The sequence below is a fragment of the Campylobacter sp. CNRCH_2015_0814 genome, assembly GCF_025772765.1.
GTDB lineage: Bacteria > Campylobacterota > Campylobacteria > Campylobacterales > Campylobacteraceae > Campylobacter_D.
The window spans coordinates 1-25,854 of sequence record NZ_JAKMSR010000003.1; the positions used below are offsets into that span (position 1 = coordinate 1).

At 29.3% G+C, this 25,854-nt stretch carries 30 protein-coding genes; 9 read left to right on the forward strand and 21 right to left on the reverse strand.

Annotation, left to right across the window (positions count from 1 at the left end):
• Positions 1-97: 97 nt before the first annotated feature.
• Positions 98-1,174 carry a flagellar biosynthesis protein FlhB gene (gene flhB, locus L8X24_RS01970; RefSeq protein WP_263663373.1) on the forward strand — a complete coding sequence of 359 codons (1,077 nt, stop codon included), beginning with the start codon at positions 98-100 and terminating at the stop codon, positions 1,172-1,174.
• Here the strand turns inward: flhB and L8X24_RS01975 are convergent.
• Positions 1,166-1,945, reverse strand: a complete 780-nt coding sequence (locus L8X24_RS01975) for a sulfite exporter TauE/SafE family protein (protein ID WP_263663374.1) — start codon at positions 1,943-1,945, stop codon at positions 1,166-1,168. The genes flhB and L8X24_RS01975 overlap by 9 nt on opposite strands.
• Positions 1,946-2,056: 111 nt before the next feature.
• Here L8X24_RS01975 and L8X24_RS01980 point away from each other — a divergent pair, with 111 nt between their 5' ends.
• The 3 genes from L8X24_RS01980 to L8X24_RS01990 are packed head-to-tail and all read left to right on the forward strand — an operon-like array spanning position 2,057 to position 4,540.
• Entirely contained in the window at positions 2,057-3,193 is a 1,137-nt protein-coding gene (locus L8X24_RS01980; protein WP_263663376.1) for an N-acetyl sugar amidotransferase, read from the forward strand.
• Complete coding sequence (hisH, locus tag L8X24_RS01985) at positions 3,190-3,801, forward strand: imidazole glycerol phosphate synthase subunit HisH (RefSeq protein ID WP_263663377.1); 612 nt, start codon at positions 3,190-3,192, stop codon at positions 3,799-3,801. Before L8X24_RS01980 ends, hisH begins: the two co-directional genes overlap by 4 nt.
• A 1-nt stretch (position 3,802) precedes the next feature.
• A complete protein-coding gene (locus L8X24_RS01990) occupies positions 3,803-4,540 on the forward strand; it encodes a HisA/HisF-related TIM barrel protein (protein ID WP_263663379.1) in 738 nt (245 codons plus the stop codon).
• Here the strand turns inward: L8X24_RS01990 and pseH are convergent.
• The 8 genes from pseH to pseF are packed head-to-tail and all read right to left on the reverse strand — an operon-like array spanning position 4,508 to position 9,895.
• Positions 4,508-4,972, reverse strand: coding sequence for a UDP-4-amino-4,6-dideoxy-N-acetyl-beta-L-altrosamine N-acetyltransferase (gene pseH, locus L8X24_RS01995; protein ID WP_173787031.1), 465 nt, complete (start codon positions 4,970-4,972; stop codon positions 4,508-4,510). The genes L8X24_RS01990 and pseH overlap by 33 nt on opposite strands.
• Positions 4,969-5,637 (reverse strand): PIG-L deacetylase family protein, encoded by a 669-nt coding sequence (locus L8X24_RS02000; RefSeq protein WP_263663381.1) that lies wholly within the window; start codon positions 5,635-5,637, stop codon positions 4,969-4,971. Before L8X24_RS02000 ends, pseH begins: the two co-directional genes overlap by 4 nt.
• Positions 5,627-6,313: a methionyl-tRNA formyltransferase gene (locus L8X24_RS02005; protein ID WP_173787029.1), complete on the reverse strand. Its 687-nt coding sequence runs from the start codon at positions 6,311-6,313 to the stop codon at positions 5,627-5,629. The genes L8X24_RS02000 and L8X24_RS02005 overlap by 11 nt, the downstream gene beginning before the upstream one ends.
• Complete coding sequence (pseG, locus tag L8X24_RS02010) at positions 6,310-7,134, reverse strand: UDP-2,4-diacetamido-2,4,6-trideoxy-beta-L-altropyranose hydrolase (RefSeq protein WP_263663384.1); 825 nt, start codon at positions 7,132-7,134, stop codon at positions 6,310-6,312. Before pseG ends, L8X24_RS02005 begins: the two co-directional genes overlap by 4 nt.
• Positions 7,118-7,843: a WbqC family protein gene (locus L8X24_RS02015; RefSeq protein WP_173787027.1), complete on the reverse strand. Its 726-nt coding sequence runs from the start codon at positions 7,841-7,843 to the stop codon at positions 7,118-7,120. Before L8X24_RS02015 ends, pseG begins: the two co-directional genes overlap by 17 nt.
• Positions 7,840-8,514: a class I SAM-dependent methyltransferase gene (locus tag L8X24_RS02020; RefSeq protein ID WP_263663385.1), complete on the reverse strand. Its 675-nt coding sequence runs from the start codon at positions 8,512-8,514 to the stop codon at positions 7,840-7,842. The genes L8X24_RS02015 and L8X24_RS02020 overlap by 4 nt, the downstream gene beginning before the upstream one ends.
• Positions 8,515-8,516: 2 nt before the next feature.
• Positions 8,517-9,203, reverse strand: a complete 687-nt coding sequence (locus tag L8X24_RS02025) for a class I SAM-dependent methyltransferase (RefSeq protein ID WP_263663386.1) — start codon at positions 9,201-9,203, stop codon at positions 8,517-8,519.
• Positions 9,194-9,895 (reverse strand): pseudaminic acid cytidylyltransferase, encoded by a 702-nt coding sequence (pseF, locus tag L8X24_RS02030; protein WP_263663387.1) that lies wholly within the window; start codon positions 9,893-9,895, stop codon positions 9,194-9,196. The genes L8X24_RS02025 and pseF overlap by 10 nt, the downstream gene beginning before the upstream one ends.
• Positions 9,896-9,957: 62 nt before the next feature.
• On the opposite strand from pseF, the gene L8X24_RS02035 reads away from it, so the two are divergent.
• Positions 9,958-11,196: a DUF2920 family protein gene (locus tag L8X24_RS02035; RefSeq protein ID WP_263663388.1), complete on the forward strand. Its 1,239-nt coding sequence runs from the start codon at positions 9,958-9,960 to the stop codon at positions 11,194-11,196.
• A 13-nt stretch (positions 11,197-11,209) separates the two neighbouring features.
• Here L8X24_RS02035 and L8X24_RS02040 read toward each other — a convergent pair whose 3' ends face one another.
• The 11 genes from L8X24_RS02040 to dcd are packed head-to-tail and all read right to left on the reverse strand — an operon-like array spanning position 11,210 to position 20,307.
• On the reverse strand, positions 11,210-11,428 hold the full coding sequence (locus tag L8X24_RS02040) for an acyl carrier protein (RefSeq protein ID WP_263663389.1): 219 nt from the start codon (positions 11,426-11,428) through the stop codon (positions 11,210-11,212).
• Positions 11,421-12,488: a beta-ketoacyl-ACP synthase III gene (locus L8X24_RS02045; protein ID WP_263663390.1), complete on the reverse strand. Its 1,068-nt coding sequence runs from the start codon at positions 12,486-12,488 to the stop codon at positions 11,421-11,423. Before L8X24_RS02045 ends, L8X24_RS02040 begins: the two co-directional genes overlap by 8 nt.
• Entirely contained in the window at positions 12,478-14,001 is a 1,524-nt protein-coding gene (locus L8X24_RS02050) for an HAD-IIIC family phosphatase (RefSeq protein ID WP_263663391.1), read from the reverse strand. Before L8X24_RS02050 ends, L8X24_RS02045 begins: the two co-directional genes overlap by 11 nt.
• Positions 13,998-14,402, reverse strand: coding sequence for a VOC family protein (locus L8X24_RS02055; protein ID WP_263663393.1), 405 nt, complete (start codon positions 14,400-14,402; stop codon positions 13,998-14,000). Before L8X24_RS02055 ends, L8X24_RS02050 begins: the two co-directional genes overlap by 4 nt.
• Positions 14,399-15,289, reverse strand: a complete 891-nt coding sequence (locus tag L8X24_RS02060) for a class I SAM-dependent methyltransferase (RefSeq protein ID WP_263663394.1) — start codon at positions 15,287-15,289, stop codon at positions 14,399-14,401. The genes L8X24_RS02055 and L8X24_RS02060 overlap by 4 nt, the downstream gene beginning before the upstream one ends.
• Positions 15,276-15,512 (reverse strand): acyl carrier protein, encoded by a 237-nt coding sequence (locus L8X24_RS02065; protein ID WP_263663395.1) that lies wholly within the window; start codon positions 15,510-15,512, stop codon positions 15,276-15,278. The genes L8X24_RS02060 and L8X24_RS02065 overlap by 14 nt, the downstream gene beginning before the upstream one ends.
• A gap of 3 nt (positions 15,513-15,515) precedes the next feature.
• Positions 15,516-16,298: an AAC(3) family N-acetyltransferase gene (locus tag L8X24_RS02070; protein WP_263663396.1), complete on the reverse strand. Its 783-nt coding sequence runs from the start codon at positions 16,296-16,298 to the stop codon at positions 15,516-15,518.
• A complete protein-coding gene (locus tag L8X24_RS02075) occupies positions 16,295-17,557 on the reverse strand; it encodes a DUF4910 domain-containing protein (RefSeq protein WP_263663510.1) in 1,263 nt (420 codons plus the stop codon). The genes L8X24_RS02070 and L8X24_RS02075 overlap by 4 nt, the downstream gene beginning before the upstream one ends.
• A 4-nt stretch (positions 17,558-17,561) precedes the next feature.
• Entirely contained in the window at positions 17,562-18,692 is a 1,131-nt protein-coding gene (gene pseC / locus L8X24_RS02080; RefSeq protein ID WP_263663397.1) for a UDP-4-amino-4,6-dideoxy-N-acetyl-beta-L-altrosamine transaminase, read from the reverse strand.
• Complete coding sequence (pseB, locus tag L8X24_RS02085) at positions 18,689-19,696, reverse strand: UDP-N-acetylglucosamine 4,6-dehydratase (inverting) (RefSeq protein WP_263663398.1); 1,008 nt, start codon at positions 19,694-19,696, stop codon at positions 18,689-18,691. Before pseB ends, pseC begins: the two co-directional genes overlap by 4 nt.
• A gap of 50 nt (positions 19,697-19,746) precedes the next feature.
• Positions 19,747-20,307 (reverse strand): dCTP deaminase, encoded by a 561-nt coding sequence (gene dcd, locus L8X24_RS02090; protein WP_012661997.1) that lies wholly within the window; start codon positions 20,305-20,307, stop codon positions 19,747-19,749.
• Positions 20,308-20,438: 131 nt separating this feature from the next.
• Here dcd and accB point away from each other — a divergent pair, with 131 nt between their 5' ends.
• Together accB and L8X24_RS02100 are read left to right on the forward strand one after the other, a co-directional pair.
• Positions 20,439-20,888: an acetyl-CoA carboxylase biotin carboxyl carrier protein gene (gene accB, locus L8X24_RS02095; RefSeq protein WP_173787016.1), complete on the forward strand. Its 450-nt coding sequence runs from the start codon at positions 20,439-20,441 to the stop codon at positions 20,886-20,888.
• 1 nt (position 20,889) lies between these two features.
• Positions 20,890-22,221 (forward strand): acetyl-CoA carboxylase biotin carboxylase subunit, encoded by a 1,332-nt coding sequence (locus L8X24_RS02100; protein WP_087685488.1) that lies wholly within the window; start codon positions 20,890-20,892, stop codon positions 22,219-22,221.
• 17 nt (positions 22,222-22,238) lie between these two features.
• Here L8X24_RS02100 and L8X24_RS02105 read toward each other — a convergent pair whose 3' ends face one another.
• Complete coding sequence (locus L8X24_RS02105) at positions 22,239-23,066, reverse strand: peptidylprolyl isomerase (protein WP_263663401.1); 828 nt, start codon at positions 23,064-23,066, stop codon at positions 22,239-22,241.
• Between the two features lie 64 nt (positions 23,067-23,130).
• Between L8X24_RS02105 and gltX the strand changes: the two genes are divergently transcribed.
• Together gltX and L8X24_RS02115 are read left to right on the forward strand one after the other, a co-directional pair.
• Positions 23,131-24,522 (forward strand): glutamate--tRNA ligase, encoded by a 1,392-nt coding sequence (gene gltX / locus L8X24_RS02110; RefSeq protein ID WP_263663402.1) that lies wholly within the window; start codon positions 23,131-23,133, stop codon positions 24,520-24,522.
• Complete coding sequence (locus L8X24_RS02115; RefSeq protein WP_263663403.1) at positions 24,522-25,757, forward strand: malic enzyme-like NAD(P)-binding protein; 1,236 nt, start codon at positions 24,522-24,524, stop codon at positions 25,755-25,757. The genes gltX and L8X24_RS02115 overlap by 1 nt, the downstream gene beginning before the upstream one ends.
• Positions 25,758-25,854 lie beyond the last annotated feature (97 nt).

Genomic DNA, 25,854 nt, shown 5'->3' on the forward strand with positions numbered 1-25,854 from the left:
AGTTTTAGTGGCTGGGATAAGCTAAATCCAAGTAGTCAAATTTGTTGATACTCGGATTAAATGCTATAATTTTGCTTTAAAAATTTAAAGGTTTTTTATGGCTGCTGATGATCAAGAAAAAACAGAAGAACCCACGTCCAAGAAAATAGAAGATGCTCGTAAAGAGGGCAATGTCCCAAAAAGCCAAGATGCATCTGCTGTGGCTGTGCTTGTTATAGCTGTGGTTGTGGTGTTGTTTATGTTGCCTTTTATAGGTGAGAGAATTAGCGGTTTGTATAGGTTTTATCAAAGTTTTATAGGTATAGAACTTGATTTAAAAATCTTGCAAAAAATTATTATAAAAACCATGATAGAAATGTTTATTATGATTTTACCTATTACTTTAACGATTATGGTTGCAGGTGTACTTGGGAATTTAATGCAATTTGGTTTTATTTTTACCACCAAGCCTATTACTCCAAATTTTAACAAAATTAACCCTATTAATGGTCTTAAAAATCTTTTTTCTTTGAAAAAAATCATTGAAGCTTTAAAAATTACTCTTAAAGTTGGAGTGGTTTTTGGAATAGCCTTTGTTTTTTTATTACAATTTATGAAAGAACTTCCTAGAGTGGAGCTTTATACGATTTATCCACAACTTTTATGGCTTAGGGATAAGGCTATTATCCTTGCGGCTATTGTGATTATAGCTTTTTTGGTTATTGGACTTTTAGATGTGCTTTTGGTAAGGTATCAGTACTTTAAAAATTTGCGTATGAGCAAACAAGAAATCAAAGATGAATATAAACAAAGTGAAGGAGATCCTTTGGTAAAAGGAAGAATTCGTCGTTTGCAAATGGAAGCAGCAAGACGCAGAATGGTACAAGATGTCGCTAGTGCTGATGTGGTGATTACTAACCCCACTCACTATGCGGTTGCTTTGCGTTATGATAGTTCTAAAGAAGCTGCGCCAAAAGTTTTAGCTAAAGGAGTGGACTTTTTAGCTTTGCGTATAAAAGATATGGCATATGAATATAATGTGATGATTTATGAAAATCCTCCTTTAGCAAGAGAACTTTATAAAGCATGTGAGGTAAATGATCTTATCCCACCAGAGCTTTTTAAAGCAGTGGCGGAAGTTTTAAGCTTTGTCTATACTTCTAACAGACAAAAATTTGCTGATAGATTAAAATAAATTTAGCTTTTTAATCAAGCTTATAATAGTCATAGTTATAGAAAGAGTGTAGATGCCCAAAAGTGCTATGCGGTGGGATTTAAGGTTGATTTTTTCCATGATTTTAATACCAAGATAAACCCCTAGCATAGAACTAAGTCCTACTAAGCTTCCATTTTGCAAGACTTCTTTATCAATGATGTCATTATATACAAAAGAACTAATTCCTGAAATGGAAGCAAAAATCACAAAAAATAAGCTAAGCGGCACTACTTTTTTAGTATCATAGCCTAAAAAATAAGCTAGAATAGGGGTGATTAAAAGCCCACCGCCAATCCCTAAAGATATAGCAAAAATTCCTGTAAATACGCCACAAATTAGCAAAATGGAATTTTTTAAGATATTAGAGTGGTTGATGTTTCCAATGGAGCTTTTTTGATTAAAAGCAAATTTTAAAAAAAATACAATACTCACGCATAGAAAAATACTTGTTAAAGTTATATCTGAAAAATATGAGAGCAAAAGCCCACTAAACATCGCACCTAAAAAGCCTCCAAAGCCTATGATGAGTCCATCTTTTAAGATTAAATTTTTCTTTTTATAGTTTAAATAAGAACCAAAAATAGAAGCAAAAATCATTTGTACAACAGAAATTGCAACAGCATGGTGAGAGCTGAGCCCTAAAGTAAGCATGAAAGGAACGATAATCATACCACCACCTATACCAAAAACCCCTGAAGCCATACCTGAAAAAATCCCTATAATCATATAAGGAAGTAAAGTTAAATCCATAATCTATAAACCTTTAAATAAAAAAATTGTAACAAAATAAAATTTATTTAGCTTTAGAAAATATAATCATAGTCGATTTATGATGATTATAAATATTTTTTTGGAGTTAATATGAAATTTTGTAAAAAATGCGTTATGCCAGATACTAAGCCTGATTTGCATTTTAATGATGAGGGAATTTGTGATGCGTGTTGCTCGCAAGAAGCGAAAAATCATGAGATAAATTGGCAAGAGCGTGAAAAAGAATTTCTAGAACTTGTGAAAAAATATAAAAAACACCCCGTGTATGATTGTGTTATAGGAGTAAGTGGCGGTAAGGATTCTACTTTTCAAGTTTTAAAATGTCTTGAGCTTGGGCTTAATCCTTTGTGTGTTTGTTTTGAACCAAGTATCCCTACTAAAATAGGTAAAAAGAATTTAAAAAATTTAAACAATCTTGGTGTTGATTTGATCCATATAAAAAGAAATCCTTTGGTATATAAAAAATTATCCCGTGAAGCTTTTGTAAGAACGGGCGATAATGAATGGCAAAACCATTTGGGGATTTTTACTTGTGTTCCAAAAGTAGCTGTTGCTTTTGACATTCCTTTGATTATTTGGGGGGAAAGTCCGCAGATTGAATATGGTGGGCCAGCTAGTTCTAAAGAAAAAAACACTTTAGGTAGAGAGTGGCTTGAAGAATTTGGCGGACTTTTGGGTAATAGAATTTCTGATATGATTGGAGTTGATGGTATTAGAGAGAAGGATTTATATTTTTACACTTATCCAAGTGATGAAGAGCTTCAAAGAGTAGGAGTTACAGGGTTATTTTTGGGATATTATTTTAAATGGGATTATAAGTATAATTTAAAATTAGCTCAAGAAAATGGTTTTAAAACTAGTACAAAACCAGTTGAAACTACTTATGAGAATTTTGAAAATTTAGATTGTTATTCAAATCATGTGCATGATTATTTAAAATACTGCAAATATGGTTTTGGAAGAGCTACAGATAATGCGTGTTTGGATATAAGACTTGGCTATATTAGCCGTGAAGAGGGTGTGAGACTTGTAAATAAATATGATGGAAAGCCACCTAAAAAGGCTATTAAGAAGTATTTGGAATTTAGTGGTTTTAGTGAAAAAGAATTTGAAAAAATTGTAGATTCTTTTACTAATAAAAAGATATTTAAACGCGATGAAAATGGTAAATTCTTAAGAGATAGTGATGGGTCGTTGATAAAAAAAGATGAGTTTATTTTGAAATGATTTGTATTGTTGATTATCATCTTGGAAATTTTAAATCTGTTTTAAAAGCTTTTGAAAAACTTAATCAAGAAGTGATTATAAGTTCTAAAAAAGAAGATATAAAAAATGCTTCTAAATTAGTTTTGCCAGGCGTTGGATCTTTTAAACAAGGTATGGAAAATTTAAAAAAACTTGCACTAGATGAGCTTTTAAAAGAATGTGTTTTAAAAGATAAAAAGCCTATTTTAGGAATTTGTCTTGGTATGCAACTTTTTTCCAGTAAGGGATATGAGGGCGGAGAGTGTGAAGGGCTTGATTTTATAAAAGCAAAGGTTTTGAAATTTGATTTAAGTAAAGAAAAATTATTGCACAGTGGTTGGGATGATTTACAATTTAGTGATAAAAAAAGCAAGTTATTTGATGGAATTTTAGAAAAAAGTGATTTTTATTTTGTGCATTCTTATTATGTAGAATGTTTAGAGAGGGTGGAAACTTCTTTTTGTGAGTATGAAAAACCTTTTTGTGCAAGTTTTGAAAAAGATAATATTTTTGCTGTGCAATTTCACCCTGAAAAAAGCCAAAATGTGGGTTTGAAACTTTTGGAAAATTTTGCAAATTTAAAGGCCTAATATGCTTAAAACAAGAATCATACCTTGCGTGTTATTAAAAGATCATCAGCTTGTAAAAAGTATCAATTTTTCTTCTTTTAGGACTATTGGGCATGTAATAAGCACAGCTAGGATATATAATGCTAGAAATGTTGATGAGCTTATAGTTTTGGATATTAATAAAAATGGCGTTATAGATTTTGAAAGCTTAGAAGATATAGCTAATGAGTGTTTTATGCCTTTAACTATTGGAGGTGGGATTAGAACTTTAGAAGATATTAGAAAATTGCTAGATATAGGTGCAGATAAAATCAGCATTAATTCTATGGCTTTACAAGATCCAGATTTTATTAAAAAAGTAGCAAATACTTTTGGAAGTTCTTGTGTAGTATGTTCAATTGATGTAAAAAAAGATAAAAATAAATTTAAAGTTTTTAATAATGAAATTTTAGATATTGATCCGTTAGAACTTGCATTAAAATATGAGTCTTTGGGAGCAGGGGAGATACTTTTAACAAGTGTTGATAAAGAAGGAAGTTCTTTAGGGTATGATTGGGAATTACTGGAATATTTTAAAGGTAAATTAAAAATCCCACTTATTATCAATGGAGGACTTTCTAATCCTCAAGATGGAGTAAAAGCTATACAACTTGGTGCAAATGCATTAGCAGGTGCTTTTATATTTCATTTTAGTCAATATACTCCAAATGATGTTAAAAATGAGCTTTTAAAAAATAATATCCCTGTGAGGATTGTTTAAATTTACAAAATAAAAATTATTATCTTCTTTAATAATTTTAAAACCATGTTTTAAATATAAATTTAAAGCTTTTGTGTTTTCTTTGAAAACACAAGCGTTTAAAGTTTGAACTTTTAAAATATTAAAAGCATAGTTTTTAACTTCTTGCATTAAAAGCTCGCCTATACCTTTTTTTATACCATAAAGCCCAAATTCACAGGATAAATTTATGATATTGTTAAAATATATTACTCCTAGCTTCTCGTTATTTTTTATCAATAAAAAATATTTTTTGTTTTTACTTTTGTTTAGTTCTTTTAAAAATATTAAGTGGTTTTTATAATTTATATTTTTTGTTTTCATAAATTTAGAGATATTTGGAGAATTTCTTATATAAAAAATTTCTTTTTTTTCTTCTTTTGTAAGATTAGTAAAATTTTTATAAAAAATCACTTTATAACCTTTACACTTTTAAACACTTCAGCATATTGAAGACCAACTCTCATTCCTTGGTATTGCGCATTGATTTTTATCCCCTCTAAGCTTCTTGGGTGAGGATAATTTCTTAGTTCTGATTGATAAAAAGACATAGCTTTTAGTTTCAAATCAAGTGTCGCGCTAATATCAAAAAATACATCAGGTTGAAAGCTTAATGGATAATTCCATTCTGTACTTGAAAGAATTTCAAAACTATAAATTTCTTTAACGCTTTCTTCTTGTAGAGATCTTGTAGCAGTAATTGTTGCTTTATATGTAATTTGATGATCTATATTAAGATCTTTTTCATAATGTGTAAAAATTATATTTGGTTTAATTTCATTTTTAACTTCTTCTATACTTTTGACTATTTCTAGCAATGGTATTTTGTCAAAAGCATTATCAGGAAAAAATTTTCTAAAAACTTTTTTAATACCTAAAAGATTATTTGCTTTAAATAACTCATCTTCTAAAATTTCTTGTTCATTTTTGCTATTTATATCTCTGCTTGTTTTGCCTTCTCCAAGTATTAAAGTATAAGCTTCATACCCTTGTTGAATGTATTTTGCTATAGTTCCAAAGCATCCTAAAACTTCATCATCTGGGTGGGCTGCTATAATTAAAATTTTGTTATTTTTCATAAAATATTACCTCTGCTTTTATTTTATTATTGTGTTTTTTTGCGTTTTGAAAAACCATTTTTATATTTTCAAATTCCAAAAAAGCTTTTGGATAATCAATGGCATCAAGCATGCGTATAAAATCATATATTTTTATCAAATTTGGATTTTCGAGTGTATTGATATTACTTTGTTCTTTTGTTCTTCTTTTGAAAATTACTACTTTCCCTTTTTGTATGCGAGGGTTGATTTTTGTATGTAAAATTCTTGGTATTAGTTTAAAGAATATGATTTTTGAGATTTTTTCATAAATTCGTTGTGCATTTGAAATTTTAAAACTAATATTGTGTTTTAGATATATTTCTCCACCATCTAATGTATCACAAGCTTTTAAAGCACAAATTTTGCTTTTATATACACCTCTTATGATTAAATTTTGTAAAGGTGAGCCTCCTCTTCCAAATGGTAAATTTCCAAGGTGGAAAATAATACATTGATAGTTATTGTAAATTTCTTGAGGTATATAGAAAGACCAATGCGGGAAGAATATGTAATCTGGATTTATTTTTGTTATTTTTTCTAAAGTAAGATCATCTTTTTTTGTTATGAGATAAAAAGTGTATGTTTTATATAATTCTTTTATTTTGTAGAAATTGTTGATATTATGTTGTCTAAGAGTAGCAATAATTATTTTCATATAAAATTCTCCACTTCATAGCCTTTTTTAGCAAGCCAAGTTGCAAGTTTTTCTTGATTTTTAGCATAAGCTATGGCTTTAAAATTTGCTTTTAAAATCAAAGCTTCATTGACTAATGAGCTTGCGCTAATGATGAGTTTTTTACTTTCATTCATTAATCTAGCAAGGCTAGGATGGTCAATGAGAATTTGTATATTAGGGTTTTTTTGGCTTAATTTTTGAAGTAAGTTTAGATGAGAATTTGCTTTTGTGGTAGCTATGATGACAGTTTTATTTTTATTTAGTTTATTTGCTATATCCAAGGAAATATTTTTTGGATCGCTTCCCCCTATACAGATAAAATAATCATAAATTTTATCTCTTTTTATCTTGCTTTCTTGATAAAACTCATCGCGTATTAGAGCATAGGAAAAGCCACATCTTAATTCACAATATTTTGGTACTAAATTTTCATAATCACTTTCTTTAGCATAAGCATTGACATTAAGTAAAATATCGCAAAAATGTTCTTTTATCTCATCATCAAAGCTAAGAATTTTAATTCCTGTCTCCAGTTTAATGAGTTTTTCATCATCTGCAGTGATCTCATAATGATCAATGATTAAAAGATCAAAATTTTCCTTTTTGATGAGATTGATGAGTTCATATATACTAGCACTTGTTAGCTCATATACAGGATAAGGAATTTCATCTATTAAAGAGCCTTTTAGTGGTAAACAAGCAAAAGATACATCTTGGTATTGTTTAGCTAACAAAAGATCTCTTTTGATATGTCCGTGTCCTATAGCGCTAGAACTATCGCTTCTAAAAAGAACTCTCATTATTACACTCGTTTATTTTGACACATTCTTGAAATTTGATACAAGGCTCTTTTTCGTTAAATAAAAAATCTAAAATTCCCAAATAAGCTATAAAATTTACACCCAATTGAGTATAGGTTGGATGGATAAAATCAAAATATTCAATTTTTATATTTGCATTTTTAAAAATTTCTTTTGCCGCTTCTTTTTCAAGGTAGTTTTTTGAGCCTTCTGGAGAGAGGTAATGATCAGCTTTTAATGTTTGACAAATTTCAAGTAGTAATTTTTCTTTTTTTTCGTTTTTTAAATTTAAAGAAGAAGTTTGTAAAATAGGAGTTTTAATGTTTAAGTGTTCACAATATATTTTGATTAACTCCATGTTAAATTGTGCTAAATGTGTATGTTTAAATAAAGCTTTTTCTAAGATATTGTAGTATTTATTAAAATTAATACTTTTAGAGTAAGCATGATGAATAGTTTTTAAAAATTTAATTTTCCATTTATCATCTTTTTCAAATAATATATCTTGAAGTAATGTTTTTTGTGGTGCTTTTTGTAAGTTTAATCCTAGTAAAAAGGTTTTATCTTGTAATTTAATTTTATTTCTATTTTGCCACGATCTGCGTTCAAATTGCACATTATCTAAAAAGACAAAAGTATCAACACTTTGTATCATGTATATATAGCCAAGCCATGGGTTAAAGGTTGGCTGCATAATGGCTATTTTCACTTAATTTTTCCATAAATTACAATATCGCTATCATTAACTAATCTTTCATCTTCTCCCATGATATTGGTATTTTCATAAGTAAGTACTTTAAAATTATATAAATTTAAATATTCTTTTAAAATTTCTACAAGTTCGTATTCTTGGTAGAGAGTGTTTATGCATCCAAGCTCTCCTGTGGTGTTATCATTTGTGATTTTAAAACAATTATGAGCTATTTTTTCTCCATAGCCATACCTATAATCTTTTATGCTTCTTGTTCTTAAAAAAAACAAAGCATTTTCTTTATACATAGAATTTTCTTTTGAAATTTTTAATAATTTTAAAAAATCTTCTTTCAAAAGATAGTTAATCACATTGGGAATCATAAAAATATCTGCGTTAATATTTGGATTTTTTAAGGGAAATTCTAAGATATCATCATGAAAAAACTGATAGTTTTTGCATTGAATTACTTCTTTGAAATTGTAATTAGCATTGTTAATATTTTCTTGATTTAAATCAACTCCGATACATTCATAATCATAATTTGCAAATAAAGAAAGATTATTGCCATTAGAACAGGCAAATTCCAAAACTTTTTGGTTGCTTTTTTGATGTAGTCCTTGTTTAAAAAAGAATTTAATTACAGCTAAATCTGGAAATTTTAAACCTTTTAAATCTCTTAAGTACATTTTTACTCCTTAGTGATTTTACCATAGATGATTATATCGCTATCTTTGATATAAACTTTATTTTTTATATTGATATTTTCACTTGTGATAACTTCAAAATCATATAAATTTAAATTCTCTTTTAAAATTTCTACAAGTTCATGTTCTTGATATGCCGTGCAAAGACAATTTTTCTCACCACTAAATTCATCATAGTTTAAAATAAAACTACCGTTTTTTAATTTTTCTCCAAGTCCGTAGCGATGATCTTTAACACTTCTTGCTCTTAAGAAAAAATGAGCATATCCTAATTTATTTGTTTGATATAGGTTGTTTTGTTTTGTATCTTGCAGTAAAATTTTAAATTCATCTTTGCTAATATAATTAATTACATTAGGTATTAACAATACATCCGCATTTATATTTTGATGATTTTTAGCAAAATCAAGCATATTTTCATTAAAAAAACTTGCTTTTTGATAATGCATAATTTCTTTAAAATTATAAATAGCGTTTTCATGATTTTGTTTACTAAGTTCTACGCCGATACATTCATAATCATAATTTGCAAATAAAGAAAGATTATTGCCATTATGAGAGGCAAATTCTAAAACTTTTGCATTTTTCAAAGTGTCGAGCTTATTTTTAAAAAACCATCTTACAAGCTCCATATCAGGGTATTTAAAACCTTTGATTTTATTTATAAACATTTATTACCTTTGTGAAACTGATATAGTATTTTAGCAAATTCTAAGTCTTCAAAGGTGTCAATATCGCAAATTTTATTCCTTGGAAGTAAAAAGGCTTTAGAATAAGATTTAAACATAAAATCTTCTTCTAGCCATGCTTCTTTTTTGCCAAAGTAAAATGCACCACCATCGTGATAAGCTTTGGTAAGATCTTGTGAACGTTTGTTATAGTTTGATTCATCAAACATATAAACTTTGTTTTGTTCATCAAGGTAAAAACCTCTTTGTATGGGGTATTCAAACTCACAAGCTGAAAATAAAAATTTACATTCTTCTTGACTAAATTGTTCGAAAGCTTTTTGCAAGATAAACTCATCTATAAGTGGCGCAGTAGCGTATAAGCAACACGCATTTTCATAGATTTTACCTTGTTTTTCTAGAGTGATGATAGCATCTTGGATTACAGCGGTTGAGCTTGCATAATCATCACTTAATTCTTTTTTACGCACAAAAGGAGCTTTGGCTCCGTATTTTAAAGCTACTTTGATGATTTCTTCATCATCACTTGAAATGATCACATCATCAAAAATACCCGAATTTAAAGCACTTTCTATGCTATAAGCAATCAATGGTTTTCCTAAAAAATCAATGATATTTTTTCTAGGAATGCGTTTGGAACCACCACGCGCAGGGATAATACAAAGATTTTTCATAAACTCTCTTTAATTTTTATAAAAAATAAGTATAATTAAATTTTAATTTTAAAAGGCTTAACATGCTCATAAACCAAACCTATTTCATAGACTCTTGTGACGATGTAGAATTAAATATAAAAAGAGAAAGTAAATTAGAATTTAAATTAACTTATGATGATAGTAAAGAAATAGAGGCTATTGTTTGTATTATAAGTGGCATTGGTGGGGATATAAAAGATGATTTATATATAAGTGATTATTGTGCTAGAAATTATAATGTAGCAGTTTTAAATGTAAATTATCATTGCATAGGAAATCGTCCTCAAACTGGAGCTAAGATTTATCTTGATGATATTGATAGACTTATATTTGACACAAGTGTAAAGGCTATTGGTATAGAAATTCCTTATGATATATCAAAACTTAATTCTTTTAAAGAATTTCATCCTGCTATGGATTATCTTGATAAAGAAATTCAAAAAAATAAAAATGATTGGGAGATTGATAGGAGTTATCATTTAGATTTAAGTGCAAGTTTACAGCCTACAAAGAATGAATATCAAAATTTTGGTATCATGCAAGCAACAGATATACTAAATGCTCTTTTATATATTAGAAAAAATTTCGCTTTTAAAGCTGTGAGGAGGGATATAAAGCATATTTTAGTTGGAGCATCTCATGGAGGATATTTGGCAAATTTATGTGCAAAATTAGCTCCTTGGCTTGTTGATGTTGTGGTGGATAATTCTTCCCATGTTAGCCTTACTGATTTATGGAGGGTTATAGGTTTTGGCAAAGAAGTTGATTTTACCGAGTATTATTCGGTTGCGACTTTTAATTTCTTTCAAAATATAAGATTATGCTGTTGTGATAAAACATTTTGGACTACAAATAAACAATCACATTATTATTTTTCACTTGCTAGAAAACTAATTAGAGAAACATTAAATAAAGATCATCTAAATATACAAGCAAAATATCCAAATCCAAAATACATTGCTTATCATTCTAAATTTGATGAATGGGTGTCTTTAGAAGAAAAAGAAGAATATGTTGATACTTTAAAAAAACATGGATTTGATGTTGAATTTATAAAAGTTATAGATGAAAAACAAATAGATGGTAAGTTTATTAAAAATTTAACTCATGGTATGGGTATACCTATGAAACTACTTATAAAAAAGCATTTACCACCAATTCTACAAGAATCTTTAAAAGATAAAACTTGTAAAAAAGAAATCTCATATAAATGTGATGATTTAATATATACTTTTAAAGAGGAAAATGAGCAGATTGCTTTAAGTGTGGAAAGGGTTTAAACAAATATTTTGTTTAAACACCAGCTAAAGCTAAAAGATCACTTACTTTTTCACATTTTTTAAGATCATCACCGTTAATTTGCTTACCAAGTGAGTTTTTAAATAATACCATGATAGATACAAAAGCTAAGCTATCCCATTCATCAATATCATCTAAAATCATATCTTCTTTTAGTGTTTCATCCATATGCATAGCTTCGCTAACAGCTTCTAGTAATTCTTCTTTAGTCATTTTTTTCTCCTTTATAAATTGAAATTGTATCAGTTTTAAAGTTTTTATCAAAATTTATATAAGCACTCCCCCAGGCATATCCAGCGCCAAAAGCACTTAAAATGGCATTAAAATCATTTTTTTGTATTTCACAAAGTAAAGCAGGTAAAGAGCAAGCACTCAAATTAGCATATTTTGACATCAAAAAATTTGGTGCTTTAGAGTTATCAATACCCAAATCATTTATAATAGAATCAACTAAAAATTGATTGGATTGATGCAATAAAAAATAATCCACTTCATCTTTATTTTTTTCACAGAAATCAAGCATTTCTTTTATGCTTTGACTCTCAAGATTAAGTGCTTGGTTAAAAATTTCAGCCCCATCCATATAAAGATTGTCTAGGTTTCTATGCTCATTAGTTTGAAATATTTCTTTATTGGAGCTTTTACCCTCATCAAGTTTAGCAAAAGCTCTATTAGGTATGATGAGTTTATCAAAACCTTCTCCATTAGAATAAAGCTTAAAAAAAGATTTTTCATTTGCACAGCTTATGAGTGTTGCGCTTACTCCATCGCCAAAGATTGGAGCTAAATTTGCATTCAAAGGATTTATGGTTTTGCTTAAAGTATCACCACAAATTAATAAAATATTTTTTGCATTTTGATTTTCTAAAAAAGAAAAAGCTATAAATAAGCCATATAAATACCCCGAACACGCTTGATTTGCATCAAAAGCTATAGTTTGAGGCTTTAAATTTAATCGTTTGTGAAGATAGTTTGCACATGATGGCATAAAAAAATCAGGAGTTTGTGTAACAAAAATCACCATATCAAGCTCATTTCTATCAAAATCAAGCATTTTAAATAAATTTATACTTGCTTCATAGGCTAAATCTGTTGTGCTAATATTTTCATCAGCGATAAATCTTTCTTGTATGCCTGAAATTTTTTTCATTCTTTTTAGCATTTTGACATCATTTTGAAAAACATCTTCTAAGCAATTATCTATATTTATGCATTTATTAGGCACGCAAACGCTTATGCCTGCTATTTTGGCTTTATTAAAACTAGCTTTCAATTATAAGTCCTTCGTAATTTATCATTTCTTTTTGGATTAGAGCAAAATTTTCTTTTATATCTGCATTTAAACTATATAAAAATTCTAAAAATGGCATATTTCTTTCACCCTTTTGAAAGTATAAAATACATTCTTTTGTATTAAAATGCAGGTGTAATAATTCTATAGCTTTATAAAGCATAATTTTTTCAAGCTTTCTTCCTAAGGCTCTACAACTTATGCAAAGATCTTTTATGATTAAATTTGTTTCATCTTTGTAAGCTACAAAAATTGCTATAATACCACTATCGCTTAATTTATCACTCATACTTATAGTCAAAATAGCATGTTTTTGCATAAATTCTTCACACTCTTTAAAGCTTAATCTTGAGTAATTTGATATAAATTGGTTAGTTTTATTAAGCAGTTGTGAAATTCTTTCAAGTTCATCTGCGTGGTTGATATGAAATTTCAAACAAATTTGTAATTTTTCAAAATACTCTTTAGGGTTAAGCTTGCTAAGCTCTTGTCTTTGTAAATTTGCTTTAATATCAGCACTTCTTAACTCATCTTCCTTGCTAAAGCTTGTTTTTAAAAGTCTAGGATAGAGCTTTAAACTATAAGCACTATTTTCATCAGCTAGTAAGGTGTTAATATGAAGGTGTGATACATTTTCAATTTCGGCTATATTATCATCAATAAACAGCACGCTATCAAAAGCTATATTAAAAAAATTTATAATTTCTTTAATATTTTCGTCTTTACTTTTCCAATTAGCCCTGATCATACTAAAATCATCAAGTTGTAATAAAAAGTCTTTTCTTTGTGTAAAAAGTTTTTTCACATCTTCTTCTTCGTTTTTTGAAGCAATGGCGAGTAAAAAACCTTGATTTTTTAAATTTAAAAGCTCACTTTGCAAGGCTTTATGATTGCTAGATAAAGCAAGATTTTCAATGCCATCTTCACCTAAAATTCCTTGGTATAAGGTATTATCAAGATCTATGATGATTGCTTTTAAAGTCGGTTGTAAAAAACTAGGTAGGATTTTTAGTCCTAGAATTTGGGCTAATTTTACACAAGCTTTATTGCTAAGTCTGCTTGCATTTATTTCAAAATTACTATCATCTATGATGAGATTTTCATCTAAAAAGGGCTTTAGTATTTTGCAAATACTATATTCTTTTAAGTTTGTATTGCCAAGTAAAAGTGTGATGATAGGAGCGTTGCTAATGCTTGATAGTTCTTGTATTTTTTCTTTGATAAAATCATCTACATTTTTTTTATAATTGTTTAAATCTATAAATATGATGTTTAACTCTGCTTTTTGAAAATTATCATAACTTAAACTATCATCATAAGAGCTTATGTTAAATTCAGCCTTTAATTTACTAAAGGCTAAAAATGCATTTAGTATGCTTGAAATCACTTCAAAAGAGTGATTTCTAAAAACATTAATAGTAATTTTTTTATGATGATTTTCTTTGCTAAGTTTTATGAGATCATTTCTTTTTAAATTTGGTGAAAAAAGATTCATTTTAGCTCTACCAATTCTATCAATAAATTATTACTCATCATTACAAAGCAAAGTTTTGCAAAATAACTTGCTTTCATTATGTCAACAACTATCAAACCATCATTTAAAAGCAAAGATAAATCTTGCTCTATATTTTTGCTTTCATAAGCTATATGATACATTTTAGTTTTATTTTTCAAATAACTATCTAATACACCTTTTTCATTTAAATTTGATAAAAGTTCAAAGCGATATTGGGGGAATAAGTTATTTTTTGGAATGATAAATTCTCCTTTTACCCCTTGTTGTTTGTCTATAAATTCAGCTTCTTTAATAAAACCTAGCTTTTCAAATATTTTTCTTTCTTTTTCTAAAGATTTACATGCTACACCTATATGGTGGATTGGTAAATTTAAATTCATTTTTCAAATACCACAGCCATAGTTATAGCATTTTTAAATTTCAAAGCTTTTTCTAAAGAATAGTCATTTGCCATAAAACATTCATATTGTTTTATTTTTAAATTTGCTTCTTTTGCCATTTCAAAAATTTCATTTGGATGTGTAAATAAGTATATATGATCAATTGCAGGTGCGTTGATAGGTATGGTTGCAAAAATTTCACCTTCATCACTTAATAAGTCTTTTGCTCTTTTTAAAAATTCTAAAGGCTGTTCAACATGTTCTAAAACTTCTCCAATTACTATTAAATCAGCTTTTTTGTGAAATTGAAATTGAAAAAAATCTTTACATAAAAATTCACAATTATTAATTAAATTTTTAACTTGATTTTCCACCATATTTTTTGTCAATTCGCAACTAGTAGGGGATAAATCTAAACCTAAATAATAATCAAATTTCAAACTTTTAACAGCTTTAGTAAAAAATTCTCCATGTCCTGGGCCTATTTCAAAATAATTATCATGTTTGCTTTTTGATTGAAGATAATTTTCAAAATACTTTCTAACTTTTATATGAGCAATCCAAATATAAGATGAAAGCGCAAGCCCTATCATGTATTTTTTCATATAAGTTTCATTAAAATAGACTTTATCTTTTACTTCTTCAAAACTTTTATATCTATATGAGTTATTTTCTATGAAATATTTTGTTTCTTCTAAAGTGTCATTAAGTATAGTTAAATAGCATTCGCACTGCTCTTGTAAAGAAATATTGTTTTGAAGATAATATGAAATGAGATTTTCAAATTCTATTTCATCTTCATTTGTTAGACTGATTTTATTTAAATATTTTGCGTGAATTGGATTTTTTATAGCTATTAACTCAAATAAGTTTTTAATATTTTTCATTTTTTACCTTTGATTTGATAGCTTGCAAAAGTTCATTTTGTGATTTTAGCTGACTTAATTCATCTTTGCTAAATTTGATTTCAAATTCTTCTTCTAAACTCATGATTATATCAATATGATTTAAAGAAGTCCAATTTTTGCAATTTTGCATGTTTAAATTTGAATTTTCATCAACTTTTACTTCTAGTATATTTTCTAAAATTTCATAAAATTTATTTTCCATTTTTTAACTATCCTTTAGAATAAGTACATTTTTATTCATGTTTAAGGCTCTTATTATGGCATTTTCATATTCTTGAGCAATAAAAATACTTATGTTATCATTGGCAAATTTTATCATATCGCTTTTAAAAGATGATAAAGCTATTTTAATAATATTTTTAATATTAGGAAGAGAGTGTTTGTTTAAATCTCTAACAAAATATAAGATTTCTTTTTTTTGTTTTTCTCCATTTTCATCAAGAATAAAACCCTGGAATTTTTTAAAATATCTATAATCTACTTGATATTTTTCTTCAATATGGTGGGTTATGGTGTGTCCAATACCCCCAAAAGTAAGAAATTTTCCATTTTCTTTTATTAAAACATCATACACACAATTTTCTCCAAAACAACTTGTAGTGTCCTTTAAAAACAATTTTTCTTTGGCTCCTTTTATAGCAAAGGAAAATATAGGATCATTAGTGCGTTTTACTCCTGCTTGTTTGCGAAAATATTCATTTAAAGCACCCATTTTTGTAGGAGAATTTAATTTATCATAAACTTCATTTTTGCAAAAACTATAAGTAAAAGTAGGCATGATTAAAGTACCTTCTTTACCTATAACTTCAAAAAAACAATCTAATATAGTTTGTAAAAATTCATTTCTAGGAAGCAAGGGTGTGCCAAAATTAAAAAGTTCAGTATGTACACATAAAATATCGCCTTTTTTGATGCCAAGTTTTTTGAAAGCTTCTATTAAGTCAATATTAGAGTATTTTTTATCATTATGTTCTAAGAAATATTTCATTTTATCAATCCGTGAAATTTTAATTTTTCTATTAAATCTTTTAATTCATAAGCTTGCATGTTTAGCTTTGAGGCTATATCTAAAACATCGTTTTTACCATCACAATATGCTAAAAAGTTACATGATATTGGTATATCATTGGTTGAAGAAGTATTGATAGTATGGTATAAGTCTCTTTTGCCTAAATTGGGTTCGCAAAATATCGTATTTTGATAAATTTCATTAACCTCTAAATTCATAATGATTTCTTGTATAGCTTTTAAGCCACCTTGCAATCCCTCTTTACTGATGAAATTTAAGTCATCCTTGCTAGTATGATATTCTTTATACTCTAGATACTTGCTTCTACAAATTCCAACTACGGGTAAATTTACCAAAGGAGAGCAGTATTGTCTCTCATCGCTTCCTCTATCTAAAAAGCTAAATTCTTTAAAATTATTTTTTTCTTTTAAAGTATGCAAAGCTACTTTATCTGCTAGGGTATTTTCACTTGGAGTGTGAATGAGTGAGTAAGTATTATCATCGCCTATGCAAGAGAGTACAAAACCTGCTTTGGTATGTTTTTGTAAGTGCTTTAAATGTTTACTAAGATAAACTATACTCCCTATGGTTTCAGGAATAAAAACAAAACGATAATTATATTTTCTCTCTTTAAGTTCTAAAAGCCATTTAGCTAAAAATGCAGCTACCACAGGACCACTTAACTCGTTATTTGCCATAGATGGATGACAAAGATAAGTGGAAATTAAAATTTCATCTTTTGTTTCTTGCGTGCTAGGTATGAGTAAATCAGCATAGTTTAAAACTCCATTTTCATGGTGTTTTGCATCTATGAAAACTTTATATTTTCCTTCTTTTAGTTTAACTCTATCTTCATGTTTTATACAAAACCCCCAACGCCTTTTATAATAGCTTGTCACATAAGGTATGGCATCAGGCATATCTTCTATAGAGTAAAGGTGTTCTTGTAAGCTTGCTAGATCAAGCTCTGTGTCTATGCCTGTGCTATAGTTTAACACATGAAGATTATTTTGCTTAAAATCACAAATTTTTTCTCCATTTGGAGTGATGATATAAGCATCGTTTATCTCCCATTCAGCAGGTACTTCCCAGTCAAACACTTTACTCCCGCTTGCTATAGAGTGAATTTTTAATATACCCCCCCCCATAGCCTCATCAAGTATTTTTAAGCTTTGTCTAAAGCCTTTCCCAGTAATACTTCTGCATATAGGAAAAAGCTCACAAGCTAGCTCATACATACTTTTACTCACAACAAGCCTTTTTAGTTTCTTCTAAAATCTTAAATAAACTATCTTTAATAAATTGTGCTTCTTTTAAACTCATTTCTTGATGAGCAGGTATACTAAGTTCAGCTTTATAAAAATTATCCGCATTTTCTAAAAATAAATTTCCATATAAGTTTTTATAAAAACTAAACTCATAAGTAGGCTTATAATGCACTTGCACACCTATGCCTAAATTTAATAATTTTTCAAAAATAATCTCTTTTTGGCAATAAAACTCAGGAAAAAGCAAAATAGGGTATAAATGTCTTGAGCTTTTTTTATAATCTTTGATTTTTATGGTGCTAAAATAAGGATTTTTTTTAAATTCTTTATCATAAAAACTTGTGATGATTTCTCTTTTTTCTAGCATATTATCAAGTTTTTTTAGTTGATTTATACCCAAAGCACAAGCTACATCGCTCAAGCGATAATTATAGCCTAGTTCAATCATATCACTATCCCAAAGTCTTTTTTTGACTATACCATGACTTTTTAAAAGCTTGATTTTTGAGATTAATTCCTCATCATTGCTAACAACCGCACCACCCTCAAAGGTTGTGATAGGTTTAACCGGATGAAAAGAAAATATGCTCAAATCTCCCATAGAACCTACTTTTTGATCTTTATAGGTAGCACCTAGGGCATGACTTGCATCATCTATTAGTGGGATATTATATTGTTTTGCTAGGGCTAAAATTTCATCCATTTCTACGCTATTTCCCGCAAAATCAACCACGCAAATTGCCCCTATATTAGAGCTATCTTGATTTAATCTTAAAGCAAGTTTTTTCTCATCAACATTTCCATCACTTTTTACATCTATAAACTCAATCCTAGCACCTGCCATTAAAGCAGCATTTGCAGTTGCAGCAAAGGTAATGGGAGTTGTTAAGACAATTTTTTCTTTTACATTTAAAGATAAATACGCAAGGTGTAAGGCAGAAGTGGCTGAATTTAGCACGCAAGCATATTTTACACCCACATATTCACAAAGGGCTTGTTCAAATTCTTCAACCTTTTTTCCACCGGTTAAAAAATCATCTTTTAAAGCTTTACAAACTGCTTGTATGTCTTGTTCGTCAATATTTTGATGAGAATAAGTTATCATTTTTCAAGCTCTGTATGATTTATTATATTTAAAAGCTCTTCTTGGCTAATCCATTCTTTATTATTATCTGAGCTATAAGAAAAGCCATTGGAAACTTTTTTTCCTTTTTGTCCTTTTGCATTTATGCTAAAATCAATTTCCATATTAGTAAATTTAATACTTGGGCTAATGGCATAATAATTTTCAAATTCATAAGTTAAGTGACTATCATCACTTGAAATCATAATTTCATGTAGTTTTTCACCTGCTCTTATGCCTATGATTTTATGAGCTAAATTAGGAGCCATGGTTTTAGCTAAATCTACAATTTTCATAGAAGGAATTTTTGGCACGAAAATTTCCCCTCCATGCATGTATGTAAAGTTATTCAGCACGAAATTAACCCCATCTTCTAAAGATATCCAAAATCTTGTCATTCTCTCATCTGTGATAGGAAGTTCTTTAGCACCTTCATTGATGAGTTTTTTAAAAAATGGTATGACAGAGCCTCTTGAGCCTACTACATTGCCATATCTTGTAACGCTAAATTTAGTGTGAGAATTTCCTGCTATGTTATTTGCTGCTACAAAAAGCTTATCGCTTGCAAGCTTTGTAGCCCCGTATAAATTAATAGGATTACATGCCTTATCAGTTGAAAGTGCGATACATTTTTCTACATTATTTTCCAAACACGCATCGATTACATTTTGTGCTCCATGGATATTAGTTTTTATACATTCCATTGGATTGTATTCTGCAATTGGCACATGTTTCATAGCAGCTGCATGAATGACAAAATCAACATCCTTCATTGCTATACTTAATCTTTCTTTATCTCTTACATCGCCTATAAAATAACGCATGCAATTATCATTAAATTCTCTTGCCATTTCAAATTGCTTGAGTTCATCGCGTGAATAAATGATGATTTTTTTGGGTTTGTATTTTTGAAGTAAAGTTTTAGTATAAGTTTTCCCAAAACTTCCTGTACCACCGGTGATTAAAATGCTTTTTCCATTAAACATATATATTTTCCTATTACTTGACTAAGTTTTTATATCGGCTGAAAATAAAATTATTTTAAAATTCTTGGTAAAGTTATACCTGTTTGGGCTTGGTATTTGCCTTTTTTATCAGCATATGTTACATCACAAGGTTCATCTCCTTGTAAAAATAAAACTTGAGCTATACCTTCATTGGCATAAATTTTAGCAGGTAGTGGGGTTGTGTTTGAAATTTCTATAGTGATATGTCCTTCAAAACCTGGCTCAAAAGGAGTTACATTTACTATAATGCCACATCTTGCATAAGTGCTTTTGCCAAGGCAAATTGCTAAAACATCATTTGGCATTTTAAAATACTCAACAGTTCTTGCAAGTGCGAAAGAATTTGCAGGTACTATACATACATCACCTACAAAATCTACTACATTTTCTTCTACAAAATTTTTAGGATCTACAACAGTGGAATTTACATTAGTAAAAATTTTAAATTCTCTTCCAACTCTTATATCATATCCATAGCTTGAAAGCCCATAACTAACTATACCTTTACCTATATTTGCTTCGCAAAATGGCTCTATCATATTGTGCTCTAATGCCATTTTTTTGATCCAATTATCTGCTTTTAAGCCCATTTTTGTCCTTTATAATTAAAGTGAATTTTTAAATTATATCTTAAAATAAAAGTAAAAAATAAATAATTGAAGTTATTTTTAGTATTTTTATATATAATTATAAATTAAGTCTTATAAATTAAGGAGAATATATGACAAAAGAAGAAATCAAAGAACTAATGCAACTTTTTGCAGAAGCAAGTATAAGTAAGATTAAAATAAAAGAACAAGATGGATTTGAAATAGAACTAGAAAAAGATTTATGTTGTGAATTACCGGCTCCAGCTCCTGTTGCTCCAGCTCCACAGCCAATTAATGTAAATGTAGTTAATGAGACCAAAGCAAGCTCAAACTCTTCTAATAAACCAACTATCAACAGCCCTATGGTAGGTACTTTTTATCAAGCTCCAAGCCCAGGTGCAGCACCTTTTGCTAAAGCAGGACAAACTATTAAAAAAGGAAGTACTATAGCAATTATTGAGGCGATGAAAATCATGAATGAAATCGAAGCTGAATATGATTGTAGGATAGTAGAAGTATTAGTTGCAGATGGCCAGCCTGTAGAATTTGGTATGCCTTTATTTGTGGTGGAGAAATTATAAAATGGAAATTAAAAAAGTTTTAATAGCAAATCGTGGAGAAATTGCATTAAGAGCTTTAAGAACTGTAAAAGAAATGGGAAAAAAAGCAATTTGTGTGTATTCTACTGCAGATAAAGATGCTTTGTATTTAAAATACGCTGATGCGAGTATTTGTATAGGAAATGCTAGAAGTTCAGAAAGTTATTTAAATATCCCAGCTATTATTAGTGCGGCTGAAATTAGCGAAGCGGATGCGATTTTTCCAGGATATGGATTTTTAAGTGAAAATCAAAATTTTGTTGAAATTTGTGCAAAACATAATATCAAATTCATAGGCCCTTCAGTAGCTGCTATGGCACTAATGAGTGATAAAAGCAAAGCTAAACAAGTAATGCAAAGAGCAGGTGTACCTGTAATTCCAGGAAGCGATGGGGCTTTAGGTGGGGTTGAAGCAGCAAAAAAACTTGCTAAAGAAATAGGCTATCCCGTGATTTTAAAAGCAGCAGCAGGCGGCGGTGGTCGTGGTATGCGTGTAGTTGAAGATGAAAAAGATTTAGAAAAAGCTTATTGGTCAGCAGAAAGTGAAGCGATGAGTGCTTTTGGTGATGGAACTATGTATATGGAAAAATACATCCAAAACCCACGCCATATAGAAGTGCAAATCATAGGAGATAGCTTTGGTAACGTGATACATTTGGGTGAGAGAGATTGCTCTATGCAAAGACGCCATCAAAAGCTTATAGAAGAATCTCCTGCAATTTTACTAGATGAAAAAACAAGAGCAAGACTTCATGAAACAGCAGTTAAAGCTGCTAAGGCTATTGATTATGAGGGTGCGGGAACTTTTGAGTTTTTAGTGGATAAAAATTTAGATTTTTATTTTATTGAAATGAATACGCGCTTGCAAGTTGAGCATTGTGTGAGTGAGATGGTAAGTGGGGTAGATATTATCGAGCTTATGATTAAAGTAGCAGAAGGGTATCCTTTACCAAAGCAAGAAGAAATTAAACTTAAAGGTCATTCTATAGAATGTAGAATCACTGCTGAAGATTCCAAAACTTTCTTACCTTGCCCAGGTAAAATCACAAAATACGTAGCTCCAGCAGGACGCAATGTAAGAATGGAAAGCCATTGTTATCAAGATTATAGCGTGCCTCCATATTATGATTCTATGATTGGAAAATTAGTTGTTTGGGGAGAAGATAGGAACACAGCTATTTCTAAAATGAAAATAGCCTTGCAAGAGCTTATTGTAGGTGGGATTAAAACAACAAAAGATTTTCATTTAGCAATGATGGATAATGCAGATTTTATCAATAATAATTATGATACAAATTATCTTTCAAGACATTAATTAAGATAGGTTTTAACCTATCTTAATTCTTCTATATGAGCATTTGCTCTTATTTTATCAAGATGATTTTTTAAGGCTTGTTCTTTTTGAGTTAGAGTATAGACATTGCTAACTTGATCTTTGATTAAGTCAAATTCGATAGGATTTTTACCATATTTTTCTTTTACAAAATATACTATATAAGCATTTTCACCATTTAATACTGGAGTAAATTCTCCTATTTTTGTATTATTTAACAAAGCAAGTAATCTTGGATCTAAACTAGCTGCGTTTAAACTAATGGCTTTTGATTTAATTTGAGAATTTTTATACATAGGATTGTGTGCAAGCTGTTGTAAAAGTTCAGGATTAGTAGAATTATAAACAACTAAGTCTATATTTGAAAAAGTGCTAAATTTATCAAGATTGCTTTCATAAAAATGTTTTAGTGTTTCATCATCGATATTGATTTTTGCATTTTGCATTATGCTTCTATAAAGCTTTTCTCTTTCAAGATCTTTTCTAACCTTATTTTTAAAAACTTCAAAACTTAAACCATCTTTTTCTATCTTTGATTGCAAACCATTAATGTCGGTTTTATTGCCTTTTGCTATTTGGGCTAATTTTTCATTAAGTTCAAAAGTACTTACATAAATTCCTAACTTTTTAGCTTCACTTTGTTGAACTTTATCATCTACTAAAAATGCTATAGCTTTTTGTTTATCGTCAGTTTTTAATTCTTTCATGGTTTGTTCTATATCATAAAGAGTAATAGGTTGATTTTCTACTACCATTGCTACGCCACCAAGGGTTTGAGCATATAAAATATTTGCAGCAAAACAACAAGATATTAAAAATTTTCTCATATAAAACCTTTATTTAAGTGTAAATATAGCATTATAACAATAAAAATTTAAAAAAGGTAAAAATATGCAAGAAATCACAACGCGTTTTGCTCCTTCTCCAACAGGATATTTGCACATAGGAGGGCTTAGAACGGCTTTATATAATTATCTTTATGCAAGAAAAAATAAGGGTAAATTTTTATTGCGTATTGAAGATACGGATTTAAAAAGAAATTCACAAGAAGCTACACAAGCTATTATAGAAGCATTTAAATGGTGTGGGCTTGATTATGATGGGATGATTGAGTATCAATCCCAAAGATTTGAAATTTATAAAAAATACATTCAAAAATTATTAGATGAGGGTAAGGCTTATTATTGTTATATGAGCAAAGAAGAGCTTGATGAGTTAAGAGCTAAGCAAGAAGCAGCTAAAGAGCGCCCAAAATACGATGGTAGATATAGAGATTTTAAAGGAACTCCCCCAAGTGGTATTGAGCCTGTGGTGCGTATAAAAGCACCACAAAGTGGAGAGATTAAATTTATAGATGGTATTAAAGGCGAGGTTAGTTTTAAGGCTGAAGATATTTTAGATGATTTTGTAATTGCAAGAAGCGATGGTAGTCCAATTTATAATTTAACTGTTGTAATTGATGATGCACTAATGGGTGTGAGTGATGTTATAAGAGGGGATGATCATTTATCAAATACCCCAAAACAAATCGTTCTTTATGAGGCACTAGGCTTTAAAATTCCTAAATTTTATCATGTGGCTATGATACATGGTGAAGATGGTAAAAAACTTTCTAAGCGTCATGGGGCAACTGATGTGATGGAATATAAAAATATGGGAATTTTACCTCAAGCCTTGTTAAATTTTTTAGTGCGTCTTGGTTGGAGTCATGGCGATGATGAAATTTTTTCTTTAGAAAGTATGCAAGAGCTTTTTGATCCAAATCATATTAATAAAAGTGCTTCTTGTTATAATTTTAAAAAGCTAGAATGGCTTAATGCTCATTATATTAAAACTTTACCTTTTGAAGAAATCAATAGACAATTAAAAGATTTAGGATTTGATTTAAGTCAGTATGAAAAAGCGGGATTTTTACTGGATATGTTAAGAGAGAGAGCTAAAACCTTGCATGATATTATTAGCGGGGCTAAAGTGTTACTAAATGACCCAAAAGAATACGATCAAAAGGCTGTAGATAAATTTCTTAATGTAACAAATTTAACTTATTTGGAAAAATACGCTATGGTTTTAAATGAGCAAAAAAATGCTTGCGAATTTGAAGAATTAACTAATCGATTCTTAGAAGAAAATAATCTTAAGTTAAAAGATCTAGCTCAAGCCATACGCATTGCACTCACTGGAAGCTCGGTAAGTCCTAGTATATTTGAAGTATTAGAATTTTTAGGAGTGCAAAAAGCTAAGCTTAGAATAGAAAATTTACTAACTTACATGAAGGGGAAATAATGAATTTAAAAGAAGAGGCTTTAGAATACCACTTAGGGGGTAAAGTAGATATTGTTGCTAGAAAGCCTATGGATAGTGCGCATGATTTATCTTTAGCTTATTCTCCGGGGGTTGCTGAACCTTGTGTTGAGATAGCAAAAGATGAAACTTTGGCTTATAAATACACCAATAAAGCTAATTTAGTTGCCATAGTAAGTGATGGTAGTGCGGTTTTGGGGCTTGGCAATATAGGAGCAAGCGCAAGTAAGCCCGTGATGGAAGGAAAGGCTTGTTTATTTAAAAAATTTGCTAATGTTAATGCCTATGATTTAGAAATTAATGCTCATAGTGTAGATGAGATTGTTACCTTTTGTAAAGCTATAGCACCTACCTTTGGAGGAATTAATTTAGAAGATATTTCAGCACCAAAATGCTTTGAAATAGAAGCTGCATTGCAAGATCTTGGAATTCCAGTAATGCATGATGATCAACATGGTACCGCGATCATTTCTACAGCAGGATTAATGAATGCTATGGAAATTAGTGGTAAAAAATTTGAAGATATTAAAGTAGTAGTAAGTGGTGCGGGTGCAGCGGGTATTGCAAGCGCTAGAATGTATAGAAATTTAGGGGTTAAAAATATCGTTTTAGTAGATAGTAAGGGTGTGATTAATACTCAAAGAGATGATTTAAATAAATACAAACTAGAATTTGTGAGCGATACCAAAGATAGTACTTTAAGAGAGGCTTTAAAAGGTGCTGATGTGTTTTTGGGTTTAAGTGCACCTAAGATTTTAGATGATGAGATGATTTTAAGTATGGCTAAGGATCCTGTGATTTTTGCACTAGCTAATCCTGTGCCTGAAGTAATGCCTGAAGATGTTAAAAGGGTTAGAAATGATGCTATAGTTGGAACAGGTAGAAGTGATTATCCAAATCAAATTAACAATGTTTTAGGTTTTCCTTTTATTTTTAGAGGAGCCTTAGATGTAAAAGCGACTAAAATCACTGAAAATATGAAAGTAGCTGCTGCTAAAGCTTTGGCTGATTTAGCTAAGCTTGAAGTAACTGATGAGGTAAAACAAGCTTATGGAGTAGAAGAGCTTAGCTTTGGTAGAGACTATGTTATACCAAAACCATTTGATAGCAGGGTAAAAGCTGTAGTTAGTGCTGCTGTGGCAAAAGCTGCAGTTGAAGATGGAGTGGCTTTGGTAAAAGAATTTGACTATCAAAAATATCTAACAAGCTTACAATAGTTTTTATAGATTAAGTTTTATTTAAAATATTTTTTTGAATAAAACTTAATTTTTATTTTCAATCTTTCAATTTGACTTTTCTATTATTTTAATTTTT